Origin of the sequence: Rhizobium sp. SEMIA 4085 (genome assembly GCF_013004495.1) — a bacterium.
GTDB classification, from domain to species: domain Bacteria; phylum Pseudomonadota; class Alphaproteobacteria; order Rhizobiales; family Rhizobiaceae; genus Rhizobium; species Rhizobium gallicum.
In genome coordinates, this window is record NZ_JABEPH010000063.1 from 1 (window position 1) to 21,140 (window position 21,140).

At 59.6% G+C, this 21,140-nt stretch carries 18 protein-coding genes, 1 tRNA gene and 1 pseudogene; 8 read left to right on the plus strand and 12 right to left on the minus strand.

Annotated elements, in window-relative coordinates:
* Both trxA and C9413_RS09210 read right to left on the minus strand, forming a co-directional pair.
* The coding region (gene trxA, locus C9413_RS09205; protein ID WP_170250387.1) for a thioredoxin at positions 1-746 on the minus strand (746 nt) is incomplete at its 3' end.
* 54 nt (positions 747-800) lie between these two features.
* On the minus strand, positions 801-1,310 hold the full coding sequence (locus C9413_RS09210; protein WP_039846425.1) for a prolyl-tRNA synthetase associated domain-containing protein: 510 nt from the start codon (positions 1,308-1,310) through the stop codon (positions 801-803).
* A 253-nt stretch (positions 1,311-1,563) separates the two neighbouring features.
* On the opposite strand from C9413_RS09210, the gene C9413_RS09215 reads away from it, so the two are divergent.
* Positions 1,564-1,638: transfer RNA gene (locus tag C9413_RS09215), tRNA-Gly, on the plus strand.
* Between the two features lie 84 nt (positions 1,639-1,722).
* Here C9413_RS09215 and C9413_RS09220 read toward each other — a convergent pair.
* Both C9413_RS09220 and C9413_RS09230 read right to left on the minus strand, forming a co-directional pair.
* Entirely contained in the window at positions 1,723-2,613 is an 891-nt protein-coding gene (locus C9413_RS09220) for an IS3 family transposase (RefSeq protein ID WP_170250388.1), read from the minus strand.
* 441 nt (positions 2,614-3,054) lie between these two features.
* Positions 3,055-3,336 (minus strand): hypothetical protein, encoded by a 282-nt coding sequence (locus C9413_RS09230; protein ID WP_052451620.1) that lies wholly within the window; start codon positions 3,334-3,336, stop codon positions 3,055-3,057.
* On the opposite strand from C9413_RS09230, the pseudogene C9413_RS09235 reads away from it, so the two are divergent.
* Positions 3,323-3,501: pseudogene (locus tag C9413_RS09235) on the plus strand (transposase domain-containing protein); the annotation flags it as partial. The gene C9413_RS09230 and the pseudogene C9413_RS09235 overlap by 14 nt on opposite strands.
* 53 nt (positions 3,502-3,554) lie before the next feature.
* Here C9413_RS09235 and C9413_RS09240 read toward each other — a convergent pair.
* Positions 3,555-4,112, minus strand: coding sequence for an intradiol ring-cleavage dioxygenase (locus C9413_RS09240; protein WP_246703723.1), 558 nt, complete (start codon positions 4,110-4,112; stop codon positions 3,555-3,557).
* Positions 4,113-4,671: 559 nt separating this feature from the next.
* Here C9413_RS09240 and C9413_RS09245 point away from each other — a divergent pair.
* The gene (locus C9413_RS09245; protein ID WP_039846428.1) at positions 4,672-6,003 is read left to right on the plus strand and encodes a glucoamylase family protein; all 1,332 of its coding nucleotides are present in this window, start codon (positions 4,672-4,674) and stop codon (positions 6,001-6,003) included.
* Here C9413_RS09245 and C9413_RS09250 read toward each other — a convergent pair.
* The 6 genes from C9413_RS09250 to C9413_RS09275 all read right to left on the minus strand — a co-directional run bounded on the left by C9413_RS09250 (position 6,000) and on the right by C9413_RS09275 (position 13,864).
* Positions 6,000-7,040, minus strand: a complete 1,041-nt coding sequence (locus C9413_RS09250; RefSeq protein WP_039846429.1) for an ABC transporter ATP-binding protein — start codon at positions 7,038-7,040, stop codon at positions 6,000-6,002. The genes C9413_RS09245 and C9413_RS09250 overlap by 4 nt on opposite strands.
* Positions 7,037-8,551, minus strand: coding sequence for an iron ABC transporter permease (locus C9413_RS09255; RefSeq protein WP_052451621.1), 1,515 nt, complete (start codon positions 8,549-8,551; stop codon positions 7,037-7,039). Before C9413_RS09255 ends, C9413_RS09250 begins: the two co-directional genes overlap by 4 nt.
* A gap of 224 nt (positions 8,552-8,775) precedes the next feature.
* The gene (locus tag C9413_RS09260; RefSeq protein WP_039847036.1) at positions 8,776-9,792 is read right to left on the minus strand and encodes an iron ABC transporter substrate-binding protein; all 1,017 of its coding nucleotides are present in this window, start codon (positions 9,790-9,792) and stop codon (positions 8,776-8,778) included.
* Between the two features lie 140 nt (positions 9,793-9,932).
* The gene (locus C9413_RS09265) at positions 9,933-10,922 is read right to left on the minus strand and encodes an Ldh family oxidoreductase (RefSeq protein ID WP_039846431.1); all 990 of its coding nucleotides are present in this window, start codon (positions 10,920-10,922) and stop codon (positions 9,933-9,935) included.
* A 79-nt stretch (positions 10,923-11,001) separates the two neighbouring features.
* On the minus strand, positions 11,002-12,540 hold the full coding sequence (locus C9413_RS09270) for an aldehyde dehydrogenase family protein (RefSeq protein WP_039846432.1): 1,539 nt from the start codon (positions 12,538-12,540) through the stop codon (positions 11,002-11,004).
* 40 nt (positions 12,541-12,580) lie between these two features.
* Positions 12,581-13,864 carry an FAD-binding oxidoreductase gene (locus tag C9413_RS09275; RefSeq protein WP_039846433.1) on the minus strand — a complete coding sequence of 428 codons (1,284 nt, stop codon included), beginning with the start codon at positions 13,862-13,864 and terminating at the stop codon, positions 12,581-12,583.
* Between the two features lie 288 nt (positions 13,865-14,152).
* Here C9413_RS09275 and C9413_RS09280 point away from each other — a divergent pair, with 288 nt between their 5' ends.
* The 3 genes from C9413_RS09280 (at position 14,153) to C9413_RS09290 (ending at position 16,642) form a co-directional block, all read left to right on the plus strand.
* A complete protein-coding gene (locus tag C9413_RS09280) occupies positions 14,153-15,046 on the plus strand; it encodes a LysR family transcriptional regulator (protein ID WP_039846434.1) in 894 nt (297 codons plus the stop codon).
* Between the two features lie 72 nt (positions 15,047-15,118).
* Entirely contained in the window at positions 15,119-15,355 is a 237-nt protein-coding gene (locus tag C9413_RS09285) for an Lrp/AsnC ligand binding domain-containing protein (RefSeq protein ID WP_016556708.1), read from the plus strand.
* Positions 15,356-15,475: 120 nt separating this feature from the next.
* Positions 15,476-16,642, plus strand: coding sequence for a glycosyltransferase family 4 protein (locus C9413_RS09290; RefSeq protein ID WP_039846435.1), 1,167 nt, complete (start codon positions 15,476-15,478; stop codon positions 16,640-16,642).
* On the opposite strand, the gene C9413_RS09295 is transcribed toward C9413_RS09290, so the two are convergent.
* Positions 16,618-17,496, minus strand: coding sequence for a glycosyltransferase family A protein (locus tag C9413_RS09295; RefSeq protein ID WP_052451622.1), 879 nt, complete (start codon positions 17,494-17,496; stop codon positions 16,618-16,620). The genes C9413_RS09290 and C9413_RS09295 overlap by 25 nt on opposite strands.
* A gap of 160 nt (positions 17,497-17,656) precedes the next feature.
* On the opposite strand from C9413_RS09295, the gene C9413_RS09300 reads away from it, so the two are divergent.
* On the plus strand, positions 17,657-19,171 hold the full coding sequence (locus C9413_RS09300; protein WP_039846436.1) for a polysaccharide biosynthesis C-terminal domain-containing protein: 1,515 nt from the start codon (positions 17,657-17,659) through the stop codon (positions 19,169-19,171).
* 12 nt (positions 19,172-19,183) lie between these two features.
* The gene (locus tag C9413_RS09305; RefSeq protein WP_082046614.1) at positions 19,184-21,043 is read left to right on the plus strand and encodes an alpha/beta hydrolase; all 1,860 of its coding nucleotides are present in this window, start codon (positions 19,184-19,186) and stop codon (positions 21,041-21,043) included.
* Positions 21,044-21,140 lie beyond the last annotated feature (97 nt).

Below are 21,140 nucleotides of genomic sequence, written 5' to 3' on the forward strand. Positions count from 1 at the left end.
ACTGCAAGGTCGTGTTCCAGAGCGATTGGATCACCGAGCTTGCGGGCTTCTTCGATCTGATCGAGCTTCGTGATGACGGCCTGAATCCCGGCGTCCTTGGCAAGCTCTTCCGGCAGATCGGTCAGCGCTTCGCGAGCGCGCTGATGCTGGTTGGCGGCAATCATGCATTCGGCCATCCCGGCAAGCGCCTTGGCATTTTCCGCATCGGCTTGCATGATCGCGCCGTAGAGTTGCGCGGCACCATTAACGTCGCCCGCGGCCAGAAGCCCCGCAGCCTCCTCGAGCACCGCTTCAATCTCCGCAGCCTGATCTGCACCAGCAGGACCGGCGATGCGGTCGATGAACTGGCGAACCTGGCTTTCCGGCACGGCACCCATGAAGCCATCGGCCGGGCGGCCGCCGACGAAAGCGATCACAGCCGGGATCGACTGGATGCCAAGCTGGCCTGCGATCGACGGATGGTCGTCGATGTTCATCTTCACGAGCTTCACGCGGCCTTGCGCTTCATTGACCACCTTTTCGAGCACTGGCGTCAATTGTTTGCACGGGCCGCACCAAGGCGCCCAGAAATCAACGAGTACGGGCTGGTTGCGCGATTCTTCGATGACGTCCTTCGTGAAAGTGGCGGTTGTCGTATCCTTGATATGTCCGCCGCCTGCCGCCGGCTGCGGCGCCGAACCGAAGTTCGCCGTTGCCGACATCTGACTGCCGAAGGAATTGCTGTAAGAATTGTCGCTGCCGCTCATTGGTATCTCCCGCTGCGCCGGTTGCCCGGCTTTTTCTAGCGCTAAAATCGTATGTCAGGCCGTCACTTTCAAGACAAGCGGCTTATGGCCGGTCGCTTCCATGAAGCGAATGAGATCTGCGCTTGCAATCGACGTCGTCGCATCGTTGGATAACGGATGGCAATTGACGACCTCCTCCTTCATCAAGTCCGCATCGAGCACGAAGGTCACATTGTTCCCCATGTCGTTGATGGCGCCAAAGGCGGTGACCGCGCCGGGGATCACGCCAAGATACTCCATCAGCTTTTCCGCCTTGCCGAACGAAACCTTGCTGGCGGCGCCGATCAGCGCATGCACGGTCTTGAGATCGACAACGGCATGTTCCTCGACCGTCAGCAGGAAGAACTGATCCTTCTTATCTTTCACGAAAAGGTTTTTTGTATGCCCGCCGGGAATAGCATCGCGCAGCGACACCGATTCGGCCACGGTGAAGACTGGAGCATGCTCATGCGTCCTGTGCGCGATGCCAAGCCCGTCGAGGAAGGCGAAAAGTTCGTTCTTGTTTTTCGGCTTGGTTTCGGTCATCGCGGCATCCGTGCGGAAAGAAGGAGATAAGATGCCCTGATTAAGTCGGAGGGACGTGTTTTGCAATGTTCGGGATCGACGCTTACCCCTGAATTTGCGGCAGTTTGCCAAAGCGCCTCTGAAGGCGTGGGATTTTTCTTGGTCTTTGCGTGATTTCCCTGTTGCATTTAAAAATCGATTGGGCCATATAGCGCCCGTCGCCGCAAGGTGGCAGCCCACGGTCCACCAACTCCCCCGGACCGATGCGGATTGAGCGGGTGTAGCTCAGGGGTAGAGCACAACCTTGCCAAGGTTGGGGTCGAGGGTTCAAATCCCTTCGCCCGCTCCAGTTTCGCCTTTGTCCGACCCGGAGACATCGGTAACACTTTGTACCTAACACATGGTGGACTGCACCCCTTTGGTGAGACAGCAATCAGTAACAGTTCTCCCGGCTGTGAATTGCGTCTGGTGTCTCTTGCCGCTGTTGCAAGAGACTGGCTTCGTAAGCGTCCGGCGCGAGATAGTCGAGGGCCGAGTGCAGGCGCTGCCTGTTGTAGACCACCTCGATGAATTCGCCGATCCTAGTCCTTGCATCGTCCAGGTCGCGATACGCCTGACCATCCACCTCCTCTTCCTTCAGGGTCCTCATGAATCTCTCGGCCTTCGCATTATCGTAGGGATTGCCGACGCGGCTCATGCTCGGCTGGATGCCGTGGTCTGCAAGTCGTGCCGCATAGTCGGCGCAGGCATATTGGACGCCGCGGTCGCTATGGTGAATGACGCTATCAGGTCGCGGCCGGCGAGCCGCAACCGCCATGTCGAATGCCTCAATGGCAAGTTCCGCTTTCAGATGGGTTGCAATCGCCCAGCCGATGACCTTGCGACTGAAAGCGTCGAGGACGATCGCCAGGAATGCGAACTCCTCGGCGAGATGAACGTAGGTGATGTCGGCGACCCAGAGCTGGTCGATGTCGGTCAGTTGAAGACCTCGAGCCAGGTTGGGCACGATGCACCAGTCATGCCTGGAGTCGGTTGTCATCGGCACGAACGGGGATTTGCGCAGACACAGCAGATTATCCTCCCGCATCAGGCGCAGCACGCGCTTGTGGTTGGCACGCCAGCCTTCTCGGCTCAAAAGCACGGCGATTCTTCGGTAGCCGTAATGCCGGTTGGCGAGCGCCAGGCGTTGGAGGGTGTCGCGCAGCCCCATTTCCTCCCTGCGCGGCGCCGTCGCCTGCCAATGACGATAGTAGCCCGCGCGGCTCACCCGAGCCAGCCGGCACATTCGTTCCACACTGATTTGGCCTTGCAGCCCGGACGCCATCATCGCTTCGATGACCGTGTAGATGCCGTCCCGCCAGGCTTGCCACTCCGCTGGCGTGCTGTCCCGACGTGCTGCAAGGCCTTTTGAAAAAAATCAATATCGGCCGCTTGCTGTCCGACAAGCCGCTCTAATTCCGCAATCCGCGCAAGCGCTCTCAAGAGTTCGTCGCTCGAGGAAGACTGCAGCGCGCCAGCTTCCGGTTGCTCATCGCTCGCTGCTGCGTCTCGCTGCGGACGTCCGCCTTCTCGCAACGCCGACGCTGCGCCAACTCGGAACTGCTTTTGCCACTGATAAAGGCCCTTGCGCGAAATCCCCAACTCGCGAGCAAGCTTGCTGACATTGGCGCCGGCAGCCATTCGCTGAACCGCTGCCAGCTTAACCTCGCGACTGAACCGCCGCCCAGGATCGTCCGTCCTCATTAGTCCTCCTAACGGAGAACTGTTACCATGCTTTTGTCTCAAAATCGGGGAGCACTACAATGGGTGACAACCTCGTGCCGAACGGGTTGTCGATGGTTTGCAAAGTCCTCTGCTCCAGGTCGATATATCCCAGATCATAATGCATGAAGCTGACGAGCCAAATGCCGTCGTCGACTTCCTTGATTCCCAGTTTCTGGCCGGCCAGCACGGTCGAGATGTTGACCTTCTTGCGATAGATGCAGATGCGGCCGCAATTGGCGACCAGCGCATCTCTGTAATCGATCCCGACCAGGCCACAAGCCATCGTTTGGAAGAATTCTCTTTTTGCCGGCACGCACCTAGGCGACCATCGCAACGCTCATTCAGACCGCCAAGATGAACGATGTCGATCCGCTGGCATGGTTGGCGCAGACCCTCGAGCGCATCGCAGCGGGTGGCCAGCCAGCGAAATCGAACCCTCATGCCGTGAAATTTTGCAATGTAACGGCCTTTGTTCATCGCTTGCCACGCAAGGCGCCCGGTTTAGGCCACTATGAAATCATAGCGGCCGAATTTTCCGTCGCTCGTCGCCCTGACATCGAGCAACAAGGCTGCGTTGAATATCCGGTCACGTTCATTGTCCGGCTCGCCGGGAAAATAAAGCTGCGTCGTCAGCACGTTTCCGCCGGGCCGTTGGACTTTCAGGTGGTAATGCCGGGTGCGGCCGGGATAGACCCCTGGCACGATCGTCTCAAACCACCATTTGCCTTCAGCATCGGTGAATTGATGCCCGCGGAGTTTGTATCCGCTGTTGTCATAGGTGCCAATCTCATTGGCGTGCCACAACTCGATCAACGCTTTTGCGACGGGCTGGCAGTTCTCGGTCAGTACGTAACCGGCAAGCGTCATCGGTTCACCGCCCGGTGCATCGCTCGCGAAATCCTGTTTTTCAGGGCTCTCCGGCGTGAAATACGGGCCTTCGGTCTGCGCTGGCGTCAGATCGTCGTCATCATCGCAAGTTGGTGTGCGCGACAGCTGCACAGGAACGCCGGCTGCATGGCTGAGTCTCGAAAGCACAATCGGCGTGGCAACGAAGCCCATAAGGAAATGTCGCCGGGTCGGCATGGCGTTTTATCTCCCTAACATGCAAACCAAGATCCTTGCGGCTCCATTGGGCAGAAGTGGGGCGGGTCGCAAGGAATTTGGGTACTGACAAGTTGTAGCGGCGCGCAGGGCCAAATGCCTTGCTGTTGGCTGCGGTAAGGGCGCGGTCACAGTCACCGGATTTCGGCCACGTGCAATCTATTTCCACGAGCGTGTTATGCACTTCGCGCCACAATCATCGAGCGCTCCGCGCAAAAACCGCTCCTTTTAAAACTGAAGCGAATTCTGCCGTACGGGCACGATTCTACGACGTCGTACTTTATGCTTGCCAAGGTTGGGGGCGAGGGTTCAAATTCCTTCGACTCTCAAGTTTTCGTATGAATACCAAATATTTACAATAACCCGCCGTAAGTCGATTTAGTGTTTTAAATCCATGTCGCCACGTCAGCGCCAAAACGACCGATCGCAACCATTTGCCGCACTATCTGAAAAGAATTTGATTTGCGCGCAATGCATCGCCATGTTGGGCGAGGGCGGGCAACGGTTGGTTTGATGTATGCTGCAACGAATTGACGACACGGATGCCGCCCTGATCGACAGGCTGCAGAAATCCGCATTCGACTATTTTCTGAGATATTCCAATCCCGAAAACGGCCTGGTCGCGGATACGTCAGTGGCCGGGGTTCCTTGCAGCATCGCTGCCGTCGGCTTTGCGCTCTCCAGCTATGCAGTCGCCGCCGAACGCGGATGGATGACGCGCCGAGAAGCGGCAGGCAGGTCAGTCACGACGCTGCGTTTCTTTGCCGGGAGCCATCAGGGACGCGAACGCCACGCGACCGGCTATCGCGGCTTCTATTACCACTTCCTGCATATGGATAGCGGCCACAGGGCCTGGAACAGCGAGCTCTCGACAATCGACACGACCTTGCTCGTCGCCGGCATGCTGACGGCTGCGGCCTATTTCGATCGGACCGATGCGGTGGAGACGGAAATCCGCGAGCTTGCGAAATTCATCTATGAGCGCATCGACTGGCATTGGGCGTTGAACAAGGGGCAGACTGTCAGTATGGGGTGGAAGCCAGGCAGTGGTTTTCTGCGCTGGCGCTGGCAGGGATACGACGAAGCGATCCTGCTCTATATGCTGGCACTTGCTTCGCCGACCCATCCAATCCCGCCATCGAGCTACGATGCCTTCGTCTCAAGCTATTCCTGGATGCTCTTCGGCAAGCAGCCCTATCTCTATGCTGGACCGTTCTTCATTCACCTTTTCCCGCATGCCTGGATCGACTTCCGCGGGATTAACGACAAAGAGATGGCCGCCCGCGACTGGGACTATTTCCGCAACACACAGGTTTCGATCGCCGTGCAGCGCGATTATGCCGAGCGCAACCCCGGACACTTCGTTGGCTACAATAAGGATGTCTGGGGACTTTCCGCCTCCGACGGCCCGCCTCCAACGCGCAACATGCGTGGCGGCCGGCGTCAGAAGGTTCTGGGTTACGCCGCCCGCGGTGCACCGCTTGGCCCGGATGACGGGACAATTGCACCTTGGGCGGCGGTTGCGGCATTGCCCTTTGACCGGCAGGCGTCGCTTGATGGCCTAAAGGCGCTGCTCGCCGCCTATCCTGATCTGCTCTGCGAAGGCCGCTTTCCAGGTGGCTTCAACCCGACGGTGAAGACTGCTCGGCCTGAAGGCTGGGTCGACGATCGATGCGTCGCGATCGACCAAGGACTGCTGGTGATGACGGTCGAAAACGACCGGTCGGAGTTCATCTGGAACCTGATGCGGCAGTCGCCGGTCATCCGTCTCGGCCTTGAACGCGCCGGTTTTACGGGCGGCTGGCTGGAGCAGGCGGAAACGGAAAGGGTTTCGCGAAAGACGGCTTAAGGGCGGCCGAAGACATGCGCCTTGCCGGCGATATCAAGGCGAACACGATCGCCGCGTTCGGGCAAGGCCACGCTGGATGTCTTGATGAAGATCGGCGGCAGCGCCACGCCTTCCAGCGACACCGCCACGGTGCAGGTTGCGCCGCCGAACTCGACCTCGACGACACGACCACCATAGGCGGGCTCGCTTTCATCGGCAACGACGCGAATCTGCTCCGGCCGCAGCATGATCTCGGCCTTGCCTTGATGGCTGCCTTCCACTGCGACGCGGCCGAGCGCGCAATCGGCAAAGCCATTTCGGACAATTGCCGGAAGCATCACCGCATCGCCCAGGAAAAGGGCGGTCTCGCGGTCCTTCGGCTGCAGGTAGAGCGATTGCGGTGAACCTGCTTGGATCAGCTTGCCTTCCCTGAGCACCGCGACCTGATCGGCAAAGGAGAGAGCCTCTGCCTGATCATGGGTTACGAGTATCGTCGTGATATCGGCCGTCTGCAGCACGCGCGCGACAGCCTTGCGCATGTGTTCGCGAAGGCCGGTATCGAGCGCCGAGAAGGGCTCGTCGAGCAGCATGAGGCGCGGCTTGCGGCCGAGGGCTCTCGCCAGTGCCACGCGCTGCTGCTGGCCGCCGGAAAGCTGGTGGGGACGGCGCGTCAGCATGTTGCGGTCGAGCTCGACCATATCCAGTAGTTCGACGATCCGCTTTTTGCGATCGGGAGCGCCCCGTTCGAAGCCGAAGCCGATATTGTCGGCAACGCTCAAATGCGGGAAGAGCGCACCGTCCTGCGAGACGATGCCGATGCCGCGCTTGTGCGCGGGAACGGCTGCCGCTCCATCGGCGAGCACTTCGCCGTTCAGGACGACCTGCCCTTCATCGGGCCGCTCGAAGCCGGCGACGATGCGCAGCAATGTCGTTTTGCCGGAACCTGAGGGGCCGACGACGGCGGTGCGGCTGCCGGCGGCCACGTCCAGCGTCACCTTGTCCAGCGCTGTCACTGGGCCATAGCGCTTGCTGACAGACTGGATCGTAAGCAAGGTCATTGGCCGGCGGTCCGTTTCGATTGGGCATAGAGAACAAGGGTCAGCGGCAGCGACAGCACTATCATCATCACCGCATAGGGAGCGGCCGACACATAGTCGATTTCGCTGGTCAGCGACCAGAATTTCGTTGCCAGCGTTTCAACACCGTTAGGCGACAACATCAGCGTTGCCGTCAGTTCGTTGGTGATGCCAAGAGCCGACAGCGCAATGCTTGCAGCAAAGCCCGGGGCAGCAAGGCGCATGGTAATCTGGCGCACGGCCTGCGACGGCGTGCGTCCCAGGCACATGGCAGCCCGTTCCAGCTCCACAGGCGCTTGTGCGATGCTGGCACGAAGGCCGACCATCGCACGTGGCAGGAAGAGCAGGACATAGGCAACGATGAGGGTCGCAAAAGTCTGGTAGAGCGGCAGCGCCAGCCGCACGGTGATCGTCACCAATGCCAGCGCCACGACGACGCCTGGAAGCGAGCCGACATAATAATGGCAGGCTTCGAGCAAACGCTGGAATCGCCCCGGCGCGCGGACCGACAGCCAGGCCATGGGCGCGGCCGCGATCGTCGTCAGCACGCCGCCTGCAACCGCAAGGACGATCGTTTGAACGAACGCATTTCCGACCGCATCCAGCCGCCAGATCTCGCCGCCGCCGAGATAGAGCCAGCGGCCGAGCGTCATGAGCGGAACGCCGAGCGTCAGCACCGCGAGCGTGCCCGGCAGCAGAATGGCAGGTACGACAAACCAGCCAAGACGGCGGCGATCGGCCGGCCGTGCGGAACCGGAGCCGACGCGGGCGTAGCGTTCGTTGCCACGCAGCAGGATTTCGAGGCCGAGCAGGAAAAGGCAGCAGGCGACGAGCACACCGCCGAGCATATTGGCTGCGGGGCTGTTATAGGCCGACTGGAACTGATCGACGATCGCGGTCGAAAAGGTGTCGAAGCGGATCATCACGTAAAGGCCGTATTCCGACAGGAGATGCAGCCCGATCAAGAGCGAGCCTCCACAGATCGCAAGCCGCAACTGCGGCAGGATCGTACGGAAGAAGACACGCCAGGGATCGAGGCCAAGCGACGCCGCCGCATCCTCGATCGCCGGATCGAGGCGGCGAAGAGCAGCAGCGACCGGCAGGTAGAGAAAAGGATAATAGGCGAGCACGGAAACGAAGACACCGCTCTGCAGGCCGCGCATGCCGGGAACGAGGCTCACCCAGGCATAGCTGTGGACGAAGGCTGGAACGGCAAGCGGCGCAACGGCAAGCCAGGACCACAACCGCGGAAACGGCACATTGGTCCGCTCCGTCAGCCAAGCGAGCGTCACGGCAAGAGCAATCGACAGGGGAATGGTGAGCGCTTCGAGCAGGATCGTGTTGACGAGCAGCTCGCCGACGCGTGGCCGCAAGACCAACTCCTTGACCGTCTGCCAGCCGACATTGATGGTAATCCAACCGATGAAGCCGAGCGGCACGAGGCTCATAAGTGCGACGAGCGTTGCAAAGACGACGACGGAGGCGTGCGGCATGCGCCCGCGCAGCAAACCTGTTCCGCTGACTGGCGCTCCATTGCCGGGCGCGAGCCCGGAAACAAGCGATCTGTTGTCTTGCAGCAAGGCCGACGCCTTTGATACGCTGAAAAAAGGAAGGCAACCGCCTCTTTTTGAAGCGGTTGCCGGATTGGGTCATGCCCTAAGGTTTTCTTGAGCCAAAAGCAATAGTTTTGACTCGATCCGGCCTGCGGCAGAGAGGCTTAAATCAGGCCCGCGGCCGTCATCAGCTCGACGACTTTCTTGCTGTCAAGCTCGGAAGCCTCAACTTTCGGCGCATTGAGATCGGCAAGCGGGACGAGCTTTTCGTTCGCATCGCCGCTGACCGCGTATTCGTAGGACGTCCCGTTTTTCAGGATGTCCTGGCCGGCTTTGCCGGCGACGAACTTCAAGAACGCCTGGGCTTCCTTCATATGCTGCGTCGACTTCAGGATGCCGCCGCCCGATACGCTGACGAACGCGCCCGGATCCTGGTTCTTGAAGTAATGCAGGCCGACATTCTTGCTGTTTTCGCCAGTCTTGGCCTGATCGCCGAACCAATAGTAATGATAGATGACCGCGCCTTCGACTTCGCCGGCATTGACGGCCTTCATGGCAACACTGTTGCCCTTGTAAGGCGTTGCGTTTTCCTTCATGGCCTTCAACCATTGAGCCGTTGCTTCTTCGCCCTTCAGTTGCAGCAGTGCACCGACGATCGCTTGGAAATCGGCACCGGCAGGCGACGCGCCCCAACGGCCCTTCCAGGCCGGATCGGCCAGATCGAGCATCGACTTCGGCAGCTTGTCTTCGGTGAGCTTCGTCTTGTCATACACAAACACCGTCGAGCGGGCGGCGATGCCGGTCCACATGCCATCGGCAGGACGATACTGCGCCGGGACCAGATCAAGCGTTTCTTTGTCGACCGGGGCAAACAGGCCCGCGCCATCGACGAGCGCCATCGCCGGAGAGTTCTCGGTCAGGAACACGTCGGCCGGAGAAGCGTCGCCTTCCTGGATGATCTGGTTGGCGAACTGCATGTCGCTGCCTTGGCGCATGGTGACCTTGATGCCGGTCTCCTTGGTGAAGGCATCGATCCATTCGCGGCCGAGGCTTTCGTGCTGGGCGTTATAGACGACGATACCTTCGGATTCCTGCGCATTTGCGCTGGATGCCAGCGACGTCGCAGCAAGAAGCGAGGCGGCCAAAGCTAGCGCTGCAAAGCGCGTAAGAGAAATTTTCATGATGCCCTCCATGGCGGGTGTCACCCAAACTCCCCGGGTGATCGCGCCCCCGTATATTTTTCTTGATTTAGTTTTTCAAGTTTCGCCTTGCCGCCGGTCTTCACAAATACTTGAACCCACGCATCAACTTTAGAATGATTCTATATAGCAAGGATGGCGTCGATCACGTCGTCCTCGACTTCGAGGCCATGCTCCAGCGCGTATTTTCGCGCATTCTGACCGCGGCGACCGGGTAGGCGGACACCGGGATCGGAAGAAATTTCAGCGGCAAGTTCGCCCAGACGCGATGCCGCGAAGCTTCCACCGCTGGCTTCGGGATTGATAACGATCAGCATCTGCCCAAGGCCGGGCGCTGCTCCTTGGTCATCGAACAAGGAAGTGGATTCGAAGGAAAAATTAGCACCCGCGAGCGGTGCGGCAAGAATCTCGACCATCATGGCAAGCGCAGCACCCTTGGCCTCGCCGGATGGCACCATGGTGCCCTCCAGGGCGGCAACCGCATCGGTTGTCGGCTGGCCGTCACGATCAAAGGCCCAATCGGCCGGGATCGACGCGCCCTTTTGCCGGGCGGCCATGATCTTGCCACGCGCAACGCGCGACAACGCAAGGTCGATGACGATCGGATCATCTGCGGGAACAGGCGCTGCAAAGGCAATGGGATTGGTGCCGAAGACGGGCTTGCGTCCGCCCCAGGCAGCCATGGAAGCCGTGGCATTGGCAACCATCAGCGCCACGAGGCCAGCTTCGGCAAAACGTTCCACGGTCAGCGCGAGCACGCCCGCATGATGCGAACGGCGGATAGCGGCAAGCGCAATGCCCTGTTTGCGCGCCATCTCCGACAGCAACGGCACGGCGAGATCGAAGGCCGGATAAGCATAGCCGTGGCAGGCGTCAATCTGGATGATGGATGGAAAAGGCTGGAATACGATCGGCTTGGCTATTCCGTCGACCTTTCCGGACTTTGCCTGGGCCGCATAGGCAACGACGCGGCGCAGCCCGTGGCCACCCTGTCCTGCGGCTTCTGCGGCGACCAGCGCACGTGCGACGGCGCGCGCATTTCCCTCCTCCACTCCGCTGCGCTTCAACGCGTCGATGACCAGCGCTTCGGCTGCGGCAAGTGTCAGATGCATGGAGAAAAACCTTGGGCAAAAACAAAGGGACGATCACGGTGTTACGTCATCGTCCCTTCGGATTCAATGCGGCTCTCGATCACTCGACGTCGAACTTGACACCCTGAGCGAGCGGCAGCGTCTTGCCGTAATTGATCGTGTTCGTCGTGCGGCGCATGTAGGCCTTCCAGGCATCCGAGCCGGATTCGCGGCCGCCCCCGGTTTCCTTTTCGCCACCGAAAGCACCGCCGATTTCGGCACCCGACGGGCCGAGATTGACGTTGGCGATGCCGCAATCGGAGCCACGGGCGGAAACAAAGGTTTCGGCTTCACGCATGTCATTGGTGAAGATCGAGGAAGATAGGCCCTGCGGCACGGCATTGTGCAGTTTCAGCACCTCGTCGAAATCCGTGTACTTCATGACATAGAGGATCGGTGCGAAGGTCTCGTGTTCGACAGGACCAGTCTGAGACGGCATCTCGACAAGCGCCGGGCGCACATAGAAGGCTCCGGCAGCGCCGTTTTCGACGCGCTCGCCACCCGTGACCTTGCCGCCAGCCGACTTTGCCTCCGATAGAGCCGACTGCATCTTCTCGAAGGCCGCTTTGTCGATCAACGGACCGACAAGTGTCCCGTTTTCCAACGGATTGCCGATCGTGACCGATCCATAGGCTTTCTGCAGGCGAGGCACGAGTTTGTCGTAGACGCTCTCGTGCACGAAGAGACGGCGAAGCGTCGTGCAGCGCTGGCCGGCGGTTCCCATCGACGAAAAGGCAACGCCGCGCAGGGTGAGATCGAGATCGGCCGTCGGGCAGATGATGGCGGCATTGTTGCCGCCGAGTTCAAGGATCGCACGGGCAAAGCGCTGCGACAGCCGCGGGCCGACGGCCCGGCCCATGGCCGTGGACCCGGTGGCGGAAACCAGCGGCACCTTCGGGTGATCGACGAGGACTTCACCGACATCGCGGCCGCCGATCAGCAGCGTCGAAAGGTTGGCCGGAGCCTGCCCGCCTTCGGCGACGAAGCGCTTCAGCGCCTTTTCGAACAGCGCCTGTACCGCAAGTGCCGTCAGCGGCGTCTTTTCCGACGGCTTCCAGACGGTGGAATTGCCGCAGACCAGCGCCAGCGCCGCATTCCACGACCAGACCGCGACCGGGAAGTTGAAGGCCGAAATGATGCCGACCACGCCGAGCGGATGCCAGCTTTCCATCATACGATGCTCGGAGCGCTCGGTTGCAATCGTTAGGCCGTAGAGCTGGCGCGAAAGGCCGACCGCGAAATCGCAGATGTCGATCATTTCCTGGACTTCGCCGAGACCTTCGGACGTGATCTTGCCGACTTCGATCGAAACGAGGCGGCCGAGCGCCAGCTTCGCCGCGCGAAGCTCTTCGCCAAGCAAACGGACAAGTTCGCCGCGCTTGGGCGCAGGGACTGCACGCCATTCGGCAAATGCCTTGTGCGCTTCGTCGATCGCCTTTTTGGCATCCGCGACGGAATGTTCCTTCAGAAGGCCGATTTCCTTGCCGGTGATCGGCGAAGCGACACGCAGCGAGCCGCCGGTATAGCGGGCCGCCTCGACGCCGAGTTCGGAAAGCAGTTTCTTCGTCTCGGCTGCGAGATCGAGCGTAGAGATGGTCATCGTGTTTTGAACCTTCTTGTTCTTGATTGCGAGCTTTCACTCAAAAGCGCGCGGCGGCGAAGTGAGCGACCTGGGCGCCGGCTTCGTACCACATTTCCTTGAGCGCGCGGAAACCGGGCTCCCGCAGGTCCGTAACCGGCAAGGGCAGGTCCGCCTCCGCGATCCGGCCCAATATATGGTGTGCCAGCGTACGGCCGAATACCGTACCAGGCGCAATGCCCCGGCCATTATAGCCGGAGAAGCCAACGACATTCGGCGCGAACTTGTGAAAGCGTGGTAGCGCATTGTCGGTCATGCCGATCTTGCCGTACCATTCGTATTCGAATTCTACGTCGCCGATCTGCGGAAAGAGCCTCTTCAGCGAGCGTTTCGCCCAGCTTTTGTGAATTGCAGCGCCGGTGTTGCGCAGCGCTCCGACACTGCCGAAAACGAGACGCCCGGCACGATCCATCCGGAATGAGGAGAGTATCTCCTTCGTATCCCAACAGCCTTCGCGACCGGGCAGAATCCATTTGCGCAAATTATCGCTGAGCGGCGCCGTCGCGAAATTGAAATAGGGGAGATGCACCTGCTCACAGCGGACCTGTTCCCATGGCCCGGTGCTATAGGCATCCGTCGCGACGATAATCCAGTCAGCGGTCACCCGGCCGCTCTCAGTCTTCACCGTCCATCGGCTGCCGTCTCGTTCGGTTGCAATAACAGGGCTCGATGTGCGGATGGAAACGCCCGCCTTGATAGCTGCATGCGCCAAACCTCGAGCATAGGCGAGCGGCTGCAGTGTTCCTGCACGCATATCGAACAGCGATCCGGCATAGGCGCTGGTGCCAACGCGACGTGCGGTCTCGGCGGCATCAAGCAGCGTCACTGGCGCCCCGCGCGCGGACCACTGCGCAGCACGCGTCTCGATTTCCTTCAACCCATCCGCGCCGACGGCGCAATGCAGCGTACCGTTCTTTTCAAGCTCGCAAGCGATGTCGTGGTTTTCGATCAACTCCATGACAAGGCGAGGCGCCTCGCCCAGCATACCGAGCAGGCGATCGCCGTAGTTCTGCCCGAGAACGCCAGGCAGATCGTCCGGCATCACCCACATGCCGGCATTGATCAGTCCGACATTGCGGCCAGCCCCACCGAAACCGATCTCCCTGGCCTCCAACAGCACGACCTTCGAGCCGGCTTCGGCAAGATGAAGACCGGACGACAGCCCGGTATAGCCGCCGCCGACAATCACCACATCGGCCGACAGGGCGCCCTGAAGCGCCGATGTCTCCGGCGGCAGCGGGGCGGTCTTTTCCCAAAGTCCGTGGGTGCGGGGATCATTCAGCATCGGTCAGTCCATTCCAAGCAAACGCGGCAGCACTCTAGCGCCGTCCACGGCGTTGCGGAAGCAGCCTCAGTCAACGGTCAACTCCAGGCCGACGATCCCAGCGTCTCCATCACGGCGTCGAGAGCAGCCGACTGGCGCTCGGCATAGAGCTTCAGCTCGTCCTCTACGGTGCTCGGCATCAAAGAACTCCGGGTCATTCCGATTTTGGAGGATAGACGTCTTTACAAAGGCTCCAGCGCCATGAATATCGACGTTTTGGAAACACATCATTCTCAATTGGAATGAACCATGCTGCCCTCGCGCCGTTTTCTGCCGTCGATTTCATTACTCGCCGCATTCGAGGCCGTCGCCCGAACCGGCAGCGTGACGGCGGCTGCACGCGAGCTCGACCTCACCCAGAGCGCCGTCAGCCGCCAGATCAAGGCGCTGGAAGTACAGCTTGGCGCTGAACTTTTTCTTCGCGAACGCCAGACGGTGCGCCTCACGCTTGCGGGCGACAGCTACGCCCGCGAAATCCGCGAAGCACTTCGCCGAATTTCCAGCGCATCGCTGAACCTGCGCGCTAATCCGCATGGCGGAACGCTGAACCTCGCCATCCTGCCGACCTTCGGCACCCGCTGGCTGGCACCACGCCTCGGCCGGTTCCTGAACCAGAACCCGGGCGTTACGATCAATCTCGTCACCCGGCTCTCCTCCTTCGATTTCCGGCTCGATTCCATTGACGCCGCTATTCACTTCGGCCATCCGCATTGGCCGGGAGCGGAATTGACCTTCCTGATGTCCGAAAAGACGGTTGCTGCCTGCAGCCCCGCCTTCCTGAGGCAGCACGGCATCACCAAGGCTGAAGACCTGCTGGATGTTCCCCTGTTGCATCTGACGACCCGCCCTGACGCCTGGGAGCGGTGGCTTGCCGATAACGGCGTCGCCTTCCAAAACGTAAATGGAATGTTGTTCGACCAGTTTGCGACGGCGGCACAGGCAGCGATCGCCGGCCTCGGCGTCGCGCTGCTGCCGACATTTCTCGTTCAGGACGAGCTGAAGCGCGGTGATCTTGTCGCGGCGATCGGCGGGGAAACGGAAAGCAGCGAAAGCTATTATCTCGCCTGTCCTCCCGAGCGGGCCGACTATGCGCCGCTTTCAGCCTTTCGCGGCTGGATCACCGAAGAAGCCAAAGCGGGATGACGGAACGGCTTGCATCGCAAGAGCGCTTTCGAGCATTATGCACCCAATCAGAATATTTCGCAGGAAACGCCCATGAAACCCATTTTCGTCCAGCTCCAATGCGCGCCCGGCAAGACCTACGAGGTGGCCGACGCAATCTACCAGACCGAACGGGTTTCGGAGCTTTATTCGACGAGCGGCGATTACGACCTGCTCCTCAAGGTCTATATCGAGGAGGGCCAGGACATCGGCAAGTTCATCAACGACAACATCGCCAATATCCCCGGCATTGTTCGTTCGCTGACGACGCTGACCTTCAAGGCCTTCTGACAGATACGATTAACCTTCTTCCGCAACAATCGATCCGTCGGTCTCCCCGTAAACCCCGCCTTAACGCCATCCATTATCTGGTCAAAGCCGAGTTGCGGCCATGTGGCCGCTAGGTGGACGATGTCAGCAGTGGAAACAGAGCCAGTCACATCGGTGCCGCAGCCAGCTGCTGCACCACTGATCGTGCATGTCGTACGCCAGTTTCTGCCCAATCGCGGCGGACTCGAAGATGTTGTCGCCAACCTTGCCTACCAGACGATCAAACACGGCTACCGCGTCCGCGTCATAACGCTCGATTCGCTCTTCACGTCGCGGGACAACAAACTGCCCGCCCATGAGACGATCGACGGCATCGAGGTCGTCCGCATCCCCTGGTCGGGCAGCCAGCGCTATCCGATCGCACCTCAAGTCTTTCGCCACCTGGAGGACGCCGCCGTCATTCACGTACACGCGATCGACTTCTTCTTCGATGCATTGGCCCTGGGACGCTTCAGGCACGGCAAGCCGATGATCGTGACCACCCATGGCGGCTTCTTCCACACTCGAAAATACGCCACGATCAAGAAGCTTTGGTTCCAGACCCTGACGCGCATGTCGGCAAGGGCGTACAAACGCATCGTCGGCTGCAGCGTCTCGGATCTGGAACAGTTTCGCAAAATCTCGCCAAGAACGAGCATCCTGATCGAGAACGGCGTGGACATCGGCAAATTCGCCGATAGCGCATCTCAAAAGCCACGACGCCGCATCATCACCATCGGCCGCTTTTCCGTCAACAAGCGGCTGGATCATCTGCTGGATGTCATGGCCATCCTGAAAGCACGCAATCTTGAATGGCACCTCGACATCGTCGGCTCTGAATCAGACCTCAAGGAAGCAGACGTGCGGCGAGAAATCCAGGCACGCGCGCTCGACACTACCGTGACGTTGACTGTTTCACCGGACAACGAGTCGATCGCCCGCCTCATTCGCAGCGCGTCGCTTTTCGCTTCCGCCTCTGAATATGAAGGCTTCGGCCTCGTCGCCCTCGAAGCCATGAGTGCTGGCCTTGTGCCAGTACTCAACGGAAATGCAGCCTATTGCGGTCTGGCCGCAAAACACCCGTTGCTACGCCTTGCCGACTTTTCCGATCCGCAAGCCGCGGCTGATATCTTGGAGTCGGCCTATCTTGCTCTTCCAATTGATCCGGCAGGCATTCGCCTGACACTGATGCAGGAAGCCGGCCGGTATTCGTGGCAAACGGTGGCGGGGCGCTATTTCAGCGTCTACGACTCCGTCCTAAGCGACTGATCAACGCCGTTCCATTTCGGCCAAGCCTTGTACCCTTCGACGATCCCCTTGAGCCATGCTCGCTTGAATGCCGCTTCATCCGCCTTAAAGCGGAAGCGCGCAACAAGCCAGCCGATCGCCGGGCGTGCAATTCTGTAGGTCACGTATGGCAAGGAAAAATCGTGCTTGCGCAGCAGCGCGCCGAAACCGCGGCCATATTTTCGAGCGCGTTCGATCTGCTGGGTACCGATCACGCTCACGACCTGATCGTGATGGACGATGAGTTCCGGGAAGTACATGAGTTTTTGGCCGGCACCGACGAAGCGCAGCAGGAGATCGGCCTCCTCTCCGCTTTGAAACGGCGACGGCGACCCAACGCCCAGATTCTCGTCGAAGCCGCCGATTGCACAAAGCGTTTGACGACGAACGAAGATGCCGTTCGAATTGCCGCAGTGAAGATATGTCCGGCGGGATATCTCTACGCTGCGATCACCCGTCGGGCTCACGGAAGGCTTGCCATCCGCATCAAGCGTTCGTCCCGTTACGATCGAAAGCGCGGGATTTTCCCGAAAGAGCCGCGCGGCGATTTCCAAGGTAGCGGGCTCGTACCAGCAGTCGTCGTCCGGAAAGCACACATAGGTTCCCGATGCTTTCGCAATTCCGTTATTGCGCGCATGCGAAAGCCCGCGCCCGGAGCGTAGATGGTGAATGGGAAAGGAGGAAGCGAAGCGTTCCACCAGATCAGATAGCCGGTCATCTTTATTCTGATCGACCAGAATGATCTCAAAGGTCTTCAGCGTCTGCCTTGCCAAGGATCCAAAGAGACGCTCGAGTTGATCGAAACGATCAACGGTACAGACGATGAGGCTGAACAATCGATACCCCTGAAGGCAGAAGCCGGCAAATTGCGGTGATTTTCATACCGACCACCGGTGCGACGTTTAACTGGACTTTAAGCGCCAAATATTAAGGTATCTGAAATAGACACTTCACAATGCGCTGTGGTCTCCGGGAAAAGGAAAAGCGGTAGTATTCATGGCGAAGAGCATAATGGAAAACTCGGCGCTCAATGCGGCAGCAGGCCTGACCCTGCTTGCGACGGGTTTTGCATGTTCGATCATTGCCGCGCGGCTGCTCGGCCCGGAAGCAAATGGGATTATCGCATTTTCCCTGTGGCTGGTAACGACCGGAGCGCTCGTCGCCGAACTAGGCACCGGCGTCATGCTTTTGCGCATCCTGCCGCAATTGCGGGCTAAGGGAAGATCCTACGAAGAACGCCGTAGCTTTGCCGCCTATCTCGTACGGCCAACGATCGTTGCGTCGCTGATAGTGCTCGCCGTTTATTCCCTGGTCTATTTCGAAGCCGAGCAGCTTCATTGGGCCGTCGGCGCCCCGGCCGTGATTGTCATCACCGGCGTCCTCTTCCTTTTCCAGTCGATCGGCGCATACACGAAGAACTATCTCATCGGGGAACAGAATCTCGCGCCTTATTTTCTACTGACGATCGCAAGCTCCGTCGTCCAGGTCGTCATCGTGCTTGCAGGTGCGCTGCTGTACGGCGTTAGCGGCGCCTTGGCCGGTTATGCAGCCGGTCAGTTCCTGATGTTCCTCTTTACGCTCAGGATTGCCTCGGTGCGCGCAAGCTCGTGTGGTATCGGCGTGGGTTATCTTGCGAGCTCTTCGTTCATTCTGTCCTTGGAATACGCGAATACGTCGATCTTTCTAAATCGAATCGAGCTTTTCTTCCTGCAGAAGGATTGGGGCGTGGAGGCTGTCGGCTATTATGCCGTCGGCTTGTCGCTGGCCAATCTCGCGCTGCAGCTTCCCGTCCAACTGAGCGGTAGCCTTATTCCCTATTATTCGGAAAAAATTCATTCCAATCCCAGCGGCAAACTCCCTGCAAACATTTTTGAAGGGGTCGTTCGAAGCATTGCATACATCACGCTGCCAATGAGCTTCGGCCTTGCCGCTATCGCCAAGCCGCTCGTCGTTGCAATCTTCGGCCAGCCTTTCGCGCCGGCGGGCGGCACAGTCGCCATCTTGGCGCTGACCGCCATACCTTACGTCTTCACGCAGATTTGCACGCAATATCTGTATTCCGTCGATCGAATTCGCGAACGCCTGATGATCGGAGGCGTAGCCAGCCTCGTACTCGCTGTGGGCTGTTTTGCCGCCGTGCCTTGGTACGGCGGAGAAGGTGCCGCGGCAATCCGTTTTCTGGCGTTTACGGTCATGTGCATGTTGATGATCGCGCGGATCGACCTCGACGGCTCGATCTACCAAATGTCGATCCCGATTCTCCGCATCGCCGCCGCCGCGGCCCTTTGCGGGGCGACGGCATATGGAGCGATCCATTTTGTTCCAGGAATAGGCGGGCTTGTTGTTGCGGTTATCGCAGCAGCAGGCGCCTATGGGATCGCCCTACGCCTGCTGAACGCGGTTCCGGCTGCTGATATTGCGGTGATGGAACAGATCGTCAATCGCCTGCCGAAGCTGGCGCATCCATTAGCATTTCATGCGCTGGCGCTGCTCACGCCGCGCAGATTATGACGAGGAATGGAAATGAGCACGGGGCTGGATACCAACAAAAGCAAGACAACGCATAAGGCTGCCGCAGCAGCCGAACCGGTGACATTTGCCGGCACGATCGGCCTTTACGCACCTGCCAGTCAAGCCGCGCGCAAATCCACGGCCGTCCTCTTTGTCAGTCCTTGGGGATTCGAGGAAATGTGCACCCGCAAGTTCTTCCGTATCCTGGCGGAAGAACTTGCCGAAGCGGGTGTGGCAAGCCTGCGCTTCGACTACGCGGGAACCGGCGACGCGCTGGAGGTAACGGACCATAGCCGCGGCCTAGCTGTCTGGCTCGAAACGGCGGAGCAGGCTGCAGCACAGCTGAAATCGCTTTCCGGCTGTGACAGCATCATACTTGTGAGCCAGAGTCTCGGCAGCACGATCGCTGTCGATCTGGCGCAAAGGCTCGGTGGTGTCGAGGGCATTGCATTGATGGCGCCCGCAATCTCCGGCCGGCTCTATCTGCGTGAACTCTCCGTATGGTCGAAAATGATCGACGACGGAATGGGCGTTGCCGAAAGCCAGCGCGAAACACAGGGCGTATGGATCGCCGGCCTTCGTATGTCGGACGAAATCGCCGCGGAGGTTCGCAAAATCAACCTCATGGAGCTTTCGAAGCTCGACGCAAAAAACTGCTTGGTGCTGACGCGCCCGAACCGTTCGGCCGACGAAGATTTTGCCGCCCATGTCAAAGACCTGCTTCCGGCCACGCGGGACGCTGTCTATCGCGGCTATGACGAACTCGTCTTCAACCCGACGATCGCAACGATGCCGCTAGAGACCGGCAATCACATCGTCGAATGGGTGAAATCGATTTCCGGTTCTCAGATGGGGACATCAACGCGGAGGCAACGCCCGACCGTGGCACCGCTTACAACCGCCGAGTTCACCGAGACGCCGCTGCGGTTTGGAAAAGCTGGCGAACTCTACGGCATCCTTTGCAAGCCCACGGCTCCGCGTCGTGGGGCGACCGCGATCATCTTGACGACGGCTTACGACCGGAATGCGGGCTGGGGGCGCACATCCGTAAAAATGGCGCGCGCGCTTGCCCACGACGGCATTCCCTCGCTGCGCTTCGACAATGCGAATGTCGCAGATAGCCCGCCCACACCAGGCGCGCCAGAGCAGGTGCTCTATTTCAAAGGACAGAACGATGAGATCACAGCGGCCCTCGATCTTCTGGAATCATCCAAGCTGCTGCCTGCCGTGCTTGTCGGCCGCTGCAGCGGCGGTTATCTCGCTTTCCAGGGCAGCCTCTGGGACGAACGCTCCAGCGGCTTGATTGCCGCCAATCCCTATGTCTTCCACTGGTCGGGTAAGCTCACGGTCGACGCATCGCTTCGCCATGTGCCGCGCTCGCTCGAAACATACCGCCTGAAGCTGCTGCAGTTCGAAACCCTAAAGCGATTGTTGCGCGGTGAAATCGATGTCCCGCGGGCAATCAAAAATTTCATGACCTCTCTGGTGCGACGAGCGATCAGGCTCAGCCGTCCGGTGCTGGATTTTCTGCCGGTCCGATCCGAGGAGCGGACCGCAATTCTCGATCTTTTCCAGTCCCTGAAAGCCCGCAAGGTTGACGTGTCGCTGATCTATACCGCCCATGATACCGGTCTTGAGCAGTTCAATGATCATTTTGGCAAGGATGGCTCATATCTGAAACGCTACGGCAACGTTCGGCTCAACATCATACCGGAAGCCGATCATAACCTTACACAGGCACATGCTCAGTCCTTCTACCTTCAGGAGGTCCGCTCCATATCGTTGAAGATCGGGACGCGTCAGGCAACACCGCATGAAGACCGCAGCCGCGCCGTCAGATCGCCAAAATACGCGAACCTCCCAACGTCCTGATTTCACCAGAGGGCGCCTCGCCCTTCGTCGCGCCCGCAAGCCCATGCAGTGGGACGCGTTTGACCGAACCTGGCGCCAGATGAAACCAATCGTCGGC

Coding starts and splice junctions, on each gene's coding strand:
- C9413_RS09210 (WP_039846425.1), bottom strand. CDS start 1,310: ATGACCGAAACCAAGCCGAAAAACAAGAACGAACTTTTCGCCTTCCTC.
- C9413_RS09260 (WP_039847036.1), bottom strand. CDS start 9,792: ATGAAAATTTCTCTTACGCGCTTTGCAGCGCTAGCTTTGGCCGCCTCG.
- C9413_RS09240 (WP_246703723.1), bottom strand. CDS start 4,112: ATGGGCTTCGTTGCCACGCCGATTGTGCTTTCGAGACTCAGCCATGCA.
- C9413_RS09220 (WP_170250388.1), bottom strand. CDS start 2,613: ATGGCGTCCGGGCTGCAAGGCCAAATCAGTGTGGAACGAATGTGCCGG.
- C9413_RS09245 (WP_039846428.1), top strand. CDS start 4,672: ATGCTGCAACGAATTGACGACACGGATGCCGCCCTGATCGACAGGCTG.
- C9413_RS09280 (WP_039846434.1), top strand. CDS start 14,153: ATGCTGCCCTCGCGCCGTTTTCTGCCGTCGATTTCATTACTCGCCGCA.
- C9413_RS09250 (WP_039846429.1), bottom strand. CDS start 7,040: ATGACCTTGCTTACGATCCAGTCTGTCAGCAAGCGCTATGGCCCAGTG.
- C9413_RS09300 (WP_039846436.1), top strand. CDS start 17,657: ATGGCGAAGAGCATAATGGAAAACTCGGCGCTCAATGCGGCAGCAGGC.
- C9413_RS09275 (WP_039846433.1), bottom strand. CDS start 13,864: ATGCTGAATGATCCCCGCACCCACGGACTTTGGGAAAAGACCGCCCCG.
- C9413_RS09305 (WP_082046614.1), top strand. CDS start 19,184: ATGAGCACGGGGCTGGATACCAACAAAAGCAAGACAACGCATAAGGCT.
- C9413_RS09265 (WP_039846431.1), bottom strand. CDS start 10,922: ATGCATCTGACACTTGCCGCAGCCGAAGCGCTGGTCATCGACGCGTTG.
- C9413_RS09285 (WP_016556708.1), top strand. CDS start 15,119: ATGAAACCCATTTTCGTCCAGCTCCAATGCGCGCCCGGCAAGACCTAC.
- C9413_RS09290 (WP_039846435.1), top strand. CDS start 15,476: ATGTCAGCAGTGGAAACAGAGCCAGTCACATCGGTGCCGCAGCCAGCT.
- C9413_RS09230 (WP_052451620.1), bottom strand. CDS start 3,336: ATGGCTTGTGGCCTGGTCGGGATCGATTACAGAGATGCGCTGGTCGCC.
- C9413_RS09270 (WP_039846432.1), bottom strand. CDS start 12,540: ATGACCATCTCTACGCTCGATCTCGCAGCCGAGACGAAGAAACTGCTT.
- C9413_RS09255 (WP_052451621.1), bottom strand. CDS start 8,551: ATGCCGCACGCCTCCGTCGTCGTCTTTGCAACGCTCGTCGCACTTATG.